This is a genomic window from uncultured Ferrimonas sp., from assembly GCF_947489035.1.
Lineage (GTDB): Bacteria > Pseudomonadota > Gammaproteobacteria > Enterobacterales > Shewanellaceae > Ferrimonas.
On record NZ_CANLCI010000002.1, the window covers coordinates 270,578 to 278,659 of the forward strand.

Below are 8,082 nucleotides of genomic sequence, written 5' to 3' on the forward strand. Positions count from 1 at the left end.
CACAGAGGTTGGTGGGCAAATAATCCAGATGAGATGATGATAATGAAAACAAAATATTCCCTGATTACGGCTTCTTTATTACTTGCACTAGCAGGCTGTAATGGCGATTCAAATAACGACCCTGTATTAGAAGGCTGTGAAGCTGCTGCTGAATGTACCAAGTTCACCATTTTGCACACCAACGATAACCATGGGCGTTTCTGGGAAAATAAATACGGCGAGTACGGCATGGCCGCTCGTAAAACCCTGATTGACCAGATCCGTACTGAAGTAAAATCCAACGGCGGCTACTCTCTGTTGTTGTCCGGCGGCGACGTTAACACCGGCGTGCCAGAGTCTGACTTACAAGACGCAGAGCCAGATTTCATCGGCATGAACCTGATTGGTTACGACGCCATGGCGGTAGGTAACCACGAATTTGATAATCCACTATCAGTATTAGAGAACCAGCGTGATTGGGCTGACTTCCCAATGCTGGCTGCCAACATCTACGACAAAAATGGCGATCGCTACTTCAAGCCATACAAAATCTTCTTCGTAGGTGACGTACGCATTGCGGTTGTGGGCTTGACCACCGAAGACACTGCCAAACTGGGTAACCCTGAGTACATCTCTGAACTGACCTTTACCGATCCAAAGGAAGAGATCAAAAAGGTCATTAAAGAAATTGAAGAAGCTGGCAGCGCCGATCTGGTATTTGCTACCACACACATGGGCCACTACGCCGATGGTGCGAGCGGTTCCAACGCTCCTGGTGATGTCGCTCTGGCTCGCGCACTGGAAGAAGGCCAGCTGGCCGCAGTTATTGGTGGTCACTCGCAAAACCCTGTTTGTATGGCAGAAGATGGCAAGTCTTACGACGAGAACTTCGCTCCAGGTTCCGACTGTAAGCCCGATCAGCAAAACGGTACCTACATCATGCAAGCTCATGAATGGGGCAAATACGTTGGCCGTGCTGATTTCGAATACTACGACGGTGAACTGCACTTAGCTGATTACAAGCTGGTACCAGTAAACCTGAAAGTAAAAGATGAGAATGGCGACCGAGTTCTGGTTGGCGAAGAGATCGCCCAAGATTCAGAAATTCGTACTGCGCTGTACGAATTCCAACTGGCAGGCCAAGAGCAGCTGGATGAAAAAATTGCTGAAACCAACGGCAAGCTGGAAGGCGATCGAAACACTGTTCGTGCCCAACAGACCAACTTGGGTCACCTGATTGCTTCTGCTCACGCCGATAAAGTGGATGCTGACTTTGCCGTAATGAACTCTGGTGGCGTACGTGATTCCATCGAAGCAGGTGATGTAACCTATCGTGACGTGCTGACCGTACAGCCATTTGGCAACATGGTAACCCTGTCGACTAAGACCGGCGCTGAAATCACTGAATACCTAAACACCGTTGCTACCTTCACCAGTGGTTCTGGTGCATACGCTCAGCTTGTTGGCATCAAGCTGACTGTCGACTGTGATGCGCAAAGCGTTGAAATTCATGAAATCAACGGCAAAACCTTTAACGCTGCCGATACCTACAGCTTCACTGTGCCAAGCTACAACGCTGCCGGCGGTGACGGTTACCCCGCTCTGGATGATGCGGTACAAACTGGTTATGTAGACGCTGACGTAATGTACGGTTTCATGAAAGAGCTGAGCGTAATCAACGTAACTGATTTTGCGCCAGTCGATGGCGATATCACTTACATCAACTCCGACATCACCACGGGTTGTTCTGCTAGCGCCGAATAAGCTCAATCACACTTAAAGGGTGACTTAACGGCCTCTTCGGAGGCCGTTTTTTATGGTGTATCAAAATTAACTCTTGAAACTATTTTGCTAGCCTAATCATAACCTCGAACCTTGCGACAACTCAGTCCAGCCGCAATCGCTCGGCTATCAGGCGCAACTCGTATCCATCCTCAGCACCACAACGCCGCCCTTGTAAACTGAAACACTGTCGGTTTATTCCACTGCCTCCACCCAACAATACTCAACCCATTGGCTACTCTATATTTCGCCCTGCACGCAAAAGGAGAAAGCCATGCAACGCACCAACCTCATTCCGCTTATCGGCCTCAGTATTGCGGTCACGTTCATCGGTGGCTGCCACGATGACGACGATGACGCCCCGGTAATAGAACAACCGGTTAAATTCACCCTGCTGCACACCAACGATCACCACGGCCGCTTTTGGCGTAACCGCGACAGCGAATACGGCATGGCCGCCCGCAAAACCTTAATTGATCAGATCCGCGCAGAAGTTGAACAAGCGGGCGGCGAAGTCATATTGCTCTCTGGCGGCGACATCAACACCGGTGTGCCAGAATCGGATCTGCTTGATGCTGAACCCGACTTTGTCGGCATGAACTTGCTGGGCTACCACGCCATGGCGATAGGCAATCACGAATTCGACAACCCCCGCTCGGTGCTGCAAGCCCAGCAAGCCTTGGCTGAATTTCCGTTTCTGTCGGCCAATATCTACGATGACCGCTTTGGCGTGCGCCTGTTTGACAGCCATGCCCTGTTCACCATTAACGGCTTAAAAATCGCCGTGGTGGGGTTTACTACCGAAGACACCCCCATTAAGTCCAACCCCGATTATGTTGCCGGCTTAGAGTTTCGCGATCCCAAAACCGAAGCCGCCACTTTACTGCCCCAATTGATTGAAACCGAAAGCCCCGATCTGGTGTTTGCGGTAACCCACATGGGCCATTACGCCAACGGCAACAGCGGCAACAATGCCCCCGGCGATGTCGCCTTAGCGGAATCGCTGGATGCTGGCTTGCTGGATGTGATTGTTGGTGGCCACTCACAAAACCCGGTGTGCGTTGAAGCGGATGGCAGCTACAGCGACTTTACCCCTGGCGATGACTGCATGCCCGACATGAAAAACGGCACCTACATCATGCAAGCCCACGAATGGGGGCGCTATGTTGGCCGCGCCGATTTTGAATACCTAAACGGCAACCTCACCATGACCAGCTATGGCCTGGTGCCAGTGAATCTGCTCGATGGTGATGACCAGCTTATCGGCGCCGCCATTGCCGAGGATCCGGATGTCCTCGCGGCACTGCAGCCATATCAAGATGCCGGCGGGGAAGAACTCAATGTGGTGATTGCCAGCTCCAATGGCAAGCTCGAGGGCGATCGAGCAGTGGTGCGTAGCATGCAAACCAATTTGGGCCGCTTGATCGCCACCGCTCAATCCTCGGTGATCCAAGGGGCGGCGTTTGGCATCGTGAATTCCGGTGGCGTGCGCGCCTCTATCGCGGCGGGCGACATCGCCTATCGGGACGTGTTAACCGTGCAACCCTTTGGCAATACCGTGGCCGAAGCCCGCATGTCCGGCAGCCAGCTGCTTACCTATCTGGGCCAGGTGGCCAGCCAAGCCAATTTTGGGGAAAACGGCGGTTACCCGCAATTTGCGGGGATCAACATGACCATCGACTGCGCCAATCAAAGCGTCAGCATCAGCGAATTGGGTGGCGCTGCCTTTGATGTAAACGCCAACTACGTGTTTTCCATCCCCAGCTTCAGCGCCAGCGGTGGGGACGGTTATCCGGCCATTGACGGGGTGATTGACTCTGGCTTTGTTGATGCCCAAGTGCTGGCCGATTACTTAGAAAACGCTCTAGGCGGCAGTGTTGATGTAGCCAGTTTTGCCCCTGCGGGTGAACTGACCTTCATCAATTCCAACAACAGCGAAGGCTGCGAAGTGGCAACCGCCCCCTAGCCACAACAAGGCAATCGCCAAGCCGCATCGCGGCGACATTTGAGCGCGCCGCAGTTTAGGTGGTAAACTGCGGCGCCTTTGTCTAAAGATACAGGGCCCGTTGTTGGTTGTCGGTAGCGAGTCAGAGCCGTTTGGTCGCGAACGTCTCATGCAGTAGATGCGCATATCGCAGCAGTGGAAGCACCCAGACACCACAATTTGGAGAAACACCTACATGTCCGATTTTATCTTTAATGCCGATGTTCGTCATGACCATGGGACCGGAGCGAGCCGCCGCCTGCGTCATGCTGACAAGTTGCCAGCCATTCTGTATGGCGGCGACAAGCCACCTGTTGCCCTAACGCTGTCGCATAACACCGTTAACATGGCGCAGGAAAAAGAGGCATTTTACAGCCACGTGTTAACCCTAAACGTGGAAGGCAAACAGGAAGACGTGATTGTCAAAGCGATCCAACGTCACCCATACAAGCCTAAGCTGATGCACATTGATTTTCAGCGCGTCTCTAAAAACAGCGCGCTGACCACCACCGTGCCCCTGCACTTCTTAAACGAAGATACCTGCTTGGGCGCCAAAGCCGGTGGCACCATTGTGCACCTATTGAATGAAGTGGAAGTGAAATGTCTGCCAGCGGATCTGCCAGAGTTCATTGAAGTCGACATTCAAGGCCTAGACGCCGGCCATTCACTGCACCTGCATGACATTATCGTGCCAGCAGGCGTTGAATTAACCGAGCTGGGCAAAGGCGAAGAAAGCCACGACCTGTCTGTTGTTAGCGTTCAGCCTCCGAAAGGCGGCAGCGAAGACGGCGACGAAGCAGAAACTGCCGAATCAGGCGAAGCAGAGTAAAGAGTAACGGTGAGCAGTAATATCCGTTTAATCGTGGGCCTGGCGAATCCAGGCCCCGAATACGTTCGAACCCGCCACAACGCGGGTGAATGGCTGGTCAATGAACTGGCCCGCATGCATAACGTCAGTCTAAAAGCCGAAAGTAAGTTCTTTGGCTTAACCGCCCGCATACAAAGTGGCGGTAACGATCTGCGGTTGTTGATCCCCACCACCTTCATGAACCTCTCCGGCAAGTCCGTAGCGGCGCTCGCCAACTTTTATGGCATCGCCCCTGAAGAGATCTTGGTGGCCCACGACGAGCTCGACTTGTCTCCTGGGATCGCGCGCATCAAAAAAGGCGGTGGCCACGGTGGCCACAACGGCCTGAAAGACATCATTGCCAAAATGGGCAATAACAAAGATTTCTACCGGCTGCGTATTGGTATTGGTCACCCTGGTGATCGCAACCGCGTGTCCGGTTATGTGTTGGGCAAAGCCCCAGCCAACGAACAACAGGCCATGGATGAGGCCGTTGACGAAGCCAGTCGCTGCATCGACATTTTGCTGCGCGATGGCATCGCCAAGGCGCAAAGCCGTCTCCACACTTTCTCGGCCCAACCGGCCTAATTAACGAATAAAGGTTAACACTACCATGGGTTTTAAATGTGGCATCGTGGGCCTGCCAAACGTAGGCAAATCCACCCTGTTTAACGCGCTGACCAAAGCGGGCATCGAAGCGGCTAACTTTCCGTTTTGTACCATTGAACCAAACACCGGTGTGGTACCAATGCCCGATCCGCGTCTGGACGCATTGGCCAAAATCGTAAACCCACAACGCGTGTTGCCAACCACTATGGAGTTTGTCGACATCGCCGGTTTGGTAAAGGGCGCTTCCACCGGTGAAGGCTTGGGCAACAAGTTCTTGGCCAACATCCGCGAAACCGACGCCATCGGCCACGTGGTGCGTTGCTTTGAAAACGACAACATCGTTCACGTTGCCGGCGGCGTTAACCCTGCCGACGACATCGACGTGATCAACACCGAACTGGCGTTGGCTGACATGGACGCGGTAGAACGCGCTCTGCAGCGTTTGGCTAAGCGCGCCAAAGGCGGCGACAAAGACGCCAAAGCCGAGATCCTGGTGCTGGACAAGATTTTGCCTGTACTGGAAAACGGTGGCATGGCCCGTTCAGTAGAACTGACCGTCGATGAGAAGAAACTGATCCAATACATGGGCCTGCTGACACTCAAGCCAACCATGTACATCGCTAACGTTAACGACGATGGCTTTGAAAACAACCCATACCTGGATCAAGTTCGCGCCATCGCCGCCAATGAAAATGCAGTTGTGGTACCAGTCTGCGCTGAAATTGAATCTGAAATCGCCGAACTGGACGACGAAGAGCGCGACGAGTTTATGGAAGACTTAGGCATCGAAGAACCGGGCCTGAACCGCGTGATTCGTTCTGGCTATGAACTGCTGAGCTTGCAGACCTACTTTACTGCCGGCGTAAAAGAAGTGCGCGCTTGGACCGTGCCAGTAGGTGCCACCGGCCCGCAAGCCGCCGGCGTGATCCACACCGACTTTGAACGCGGTTACATCCGTGCCGAAGTGGTGGCCTACGACGATTTCATCCAGTACAAGGGCGAGAACGGCGCCAAAGAAGCGGGTAAGAAACGCTCTGAAGGTAAAGGTTACGTGGTAGCCGACGGCGACGTAATCCACTTCCTGTTTAACGTGTAAGCGTTATCTTTTTTACTAAGCCCAGCTTCATGCTGGGCTTTTTTGTAGCTACGGTCTGTGCCACAGTGGTTAGCTTTCCAACAACATTAGGATGCATCAGTGAACGGATTCACCAAAGTCGCCGCATTATCGGCCATTGTATTGAGCAGCTGCTTGGCTGCGACCTGGTACAGCGGCCAGCAATACCAAAGCTACTTACAACAAAGCATCGCCTTAACTGAACTGCAGTATGGGCCAGAGCTGACCATCGAACTGAACACCAGTGAACAAGGGCTATTTGGCGAAACCGAACGCTACCTGATCAGCTATGCCCCAATGGGGCAAGCGGATGATGCATTCGAATTGGTGTTTGAACAGCGGGTCAACTTTTTACCCGGAATCATCAAAGGCAACTTCCAACTCAATTTTGATACCCCTCAATGGCAAGCGCTTAACCAAAAGCTCGCCAAGCCGCTGTCGGATCAAGGCCAGTGGCAAGCCAATGTCTTCACCGGCCTCGCCACCTACCAATACCGGCTAAATGGTGTTAATGCCGCCCAAGACAACGCCGAGCTAACGGTGGGCGATCTCACCGCCACAGGCGACTTCAATTTAGATCTAAGCCATCACAACAGCCTGATCAGCCTCGCCCACTTCGGCTTTAGTGATGATGAGATCACCATAACGGCCGGTAAGCTCAGTGCCGATCTGCAGCTGGTGCTGACCGAAGGGATCTACGACATCAGCCACTCATCGTTGCATTTAGCCAATGGCGACATGTCTCAGCGCACCGGCGGCAAAGCCAAAGTAACCAATCTGCTGATGAACAGCAGCGTCAACCACGAGCAAGGCTTTACCTCCGTGATCAGCAACAATCACATCGACAGCCTCCACTTTGTTGATGGTGACGAGCAGATGGAGCTCAATAACAGCAACTTTGATCTGACCTTAAGTAAGCTGCCGTCCGCCAGTTACTTTGCCCTGGCCAAAAGCAATCAAGCGGATCTGATGGTGATAATGGAGCACCTCGACAGCCTGTTGTCCCAAGGGTTGCTGCTCACGGTTGACCAAATTGATGGTGAGCTGAGCCTCAGCAGCAGTGGCGATAAAATCAATGGCCACTACCACAGCAAGGGCACCATTGATCTGCCGGCCCTGAGCTTGGAGCAACTGCAAACTCCCGCCATCATCAGTGCCATCAGCGCCAAATTCAATCTTGGCTTCAGTGAAGCGATGTTTGAACAACACCCATTAGCGCCACAAATTGATGGCTTCGAGCAATCGGGCTACTTAAAGCGTGAAAATGGCGAATTAGTCAGCGAAATCAATTTCACCGACGGCCAACTGACGCTGAATCAGCAACCGTTGATGCTGTAAATGATTGGGCAAGCAACAGCCTATGCTGTTGCCTGCCCATAAATTTCATCATTGTGCGTTCGGTTTTTCACCATCAGATCGACGTGACAGTGCGTTTTTTGTCAGACTTGTCTAAATTCCCAACGAACAAATCAACTTCGTGTTTTTTTACTGGGAAAGCGGTTGACGCTCCAAGGGCAACTCAGCATAATACGCCGCGTTCCCAACGAGGAAGTACATGGCTATGTAGCTCAGCTGGTTAGAGCACGGCACTCATAATGCCGGGGTCGCAGGTTCAAGTCCCGCTATAGCCACCATCCTCTCGTTGAGTACAATCCTTCGCTACCGAAGGAACCCTGATACGTTGTATCACTGTTGGGCTATCGCCAAGCGGTAAGGCAGCGGGTTTTGATCCCGCCATTCTCAGGTTCGAATCCTGATAGCCCAGCC

Annotated in this window: 6 protein-coding genes and 2 tRNA genes; all 8 read left to right on the forward strand. The window is 52.8% G+C overall.

The window, feature by feature from the left end; genetic code table 11:
• Positions 1-42: 42 nt before the first annotated feature.
• The 8 genes from ushA (Q0796_RS02500) (at position 43) to Q0796_RS02535 (ending at position 8,080) form a co-directional block, all read left to right on the forward strand.
• The gene (gene ushA, locus Q0796_RS02500; RefSeq protein WP_298439952.1) at positions 43-1,743 is read left to right on the forward strand and encodes a bifunctional UDP-sugar hydrolase/5'-nucleotidase UshA; all 1,701 of its coding nucleotides are present in this window, start codon (positions 43-45) and stop codon (positions 1,741-1,743) included.
• 292 nt (positions 1,744-2,035) lie between these two features.
• Positions 2,036-3,727: a bifunctional UDP-sugar hydrolase/5'-nucleotidase UshA gene (gene ushA / locus Q0796_RS02505; RefSeq protein ID WP_298439954.1), complete on the forward strand. Its 1,692-nt coding sequence runs from the start codon at positions 2,036-2,038 to the stop codon at positions 3,725-3,727.
• 214 nt (positions 3,728-3,941) lie between these two features.
• The gene (locus Q0796_RS02510) at positions 3,942-4,574 is read left to right on the forward strand and encodes a 50S ribosomal protein L25/general stress protein Ctc (RefSeq protein WP_298439956.1); all 633 of its coding nucleotides are present in this window, start codon (positions 3,942-3,944) and stop codon (positions 4,572-4,574) included.
• A 9-nt stretch (positions 4,575-4,583) separates the two neighbouring features.
• Complete coding sequence (gene pth / locus Q0796_RS02515; RefSeq protein WP_298439958.1) at positions 4,584-5,180, forward strand: aminoacyl-tRNA hydrolase; 597 nt, start codon at positions 4,584-4,586, stop codon at positions 5,178-5,180.
• A 25-nt stretch (positions 5,181-5,205) separates the two neighbouring features.
• Entirely contained in the window at positions 5,206-6,297 is a 1,092-nt protein-coding gene (gene ychF, locus Q0796_RS02520; RefSeq protein WP_298439960.1) for a redox-regulated ATPase YchF, read from the forward strand.
• A 99-nt stretch (positions 6,298-6,396) separates the two neighbouring features.
• Positions 6,397-7,653 carry a DUF945 family protein gene (locus tag Q0796_RS02525; RefSeq protein WP_298439962.1) on the forward strand — a complete coding sequence of 419 codons (1,257 nt, stop codon included), beginning with the start codon at positions 6,397-6,399 and terminating at the stop codon, positions 7,651-7,653.
• 219 nt (positions 7,654-7,872) lie between these two features.
• Positions 7,873-7,949 (forward strand) — tRNA-Met (locus Q0796_RS02530).
• A 59-nt stretch (positions 7,950-8,008) separates the two neighbouring features.
• Positions 8,009-8,080: transfer RNA gene (locus Q0796_RS02535), tRNA-Gln, on the forward strand.
• Positions 8,081-8,082 lie beyond the last annotated feature (2 nt).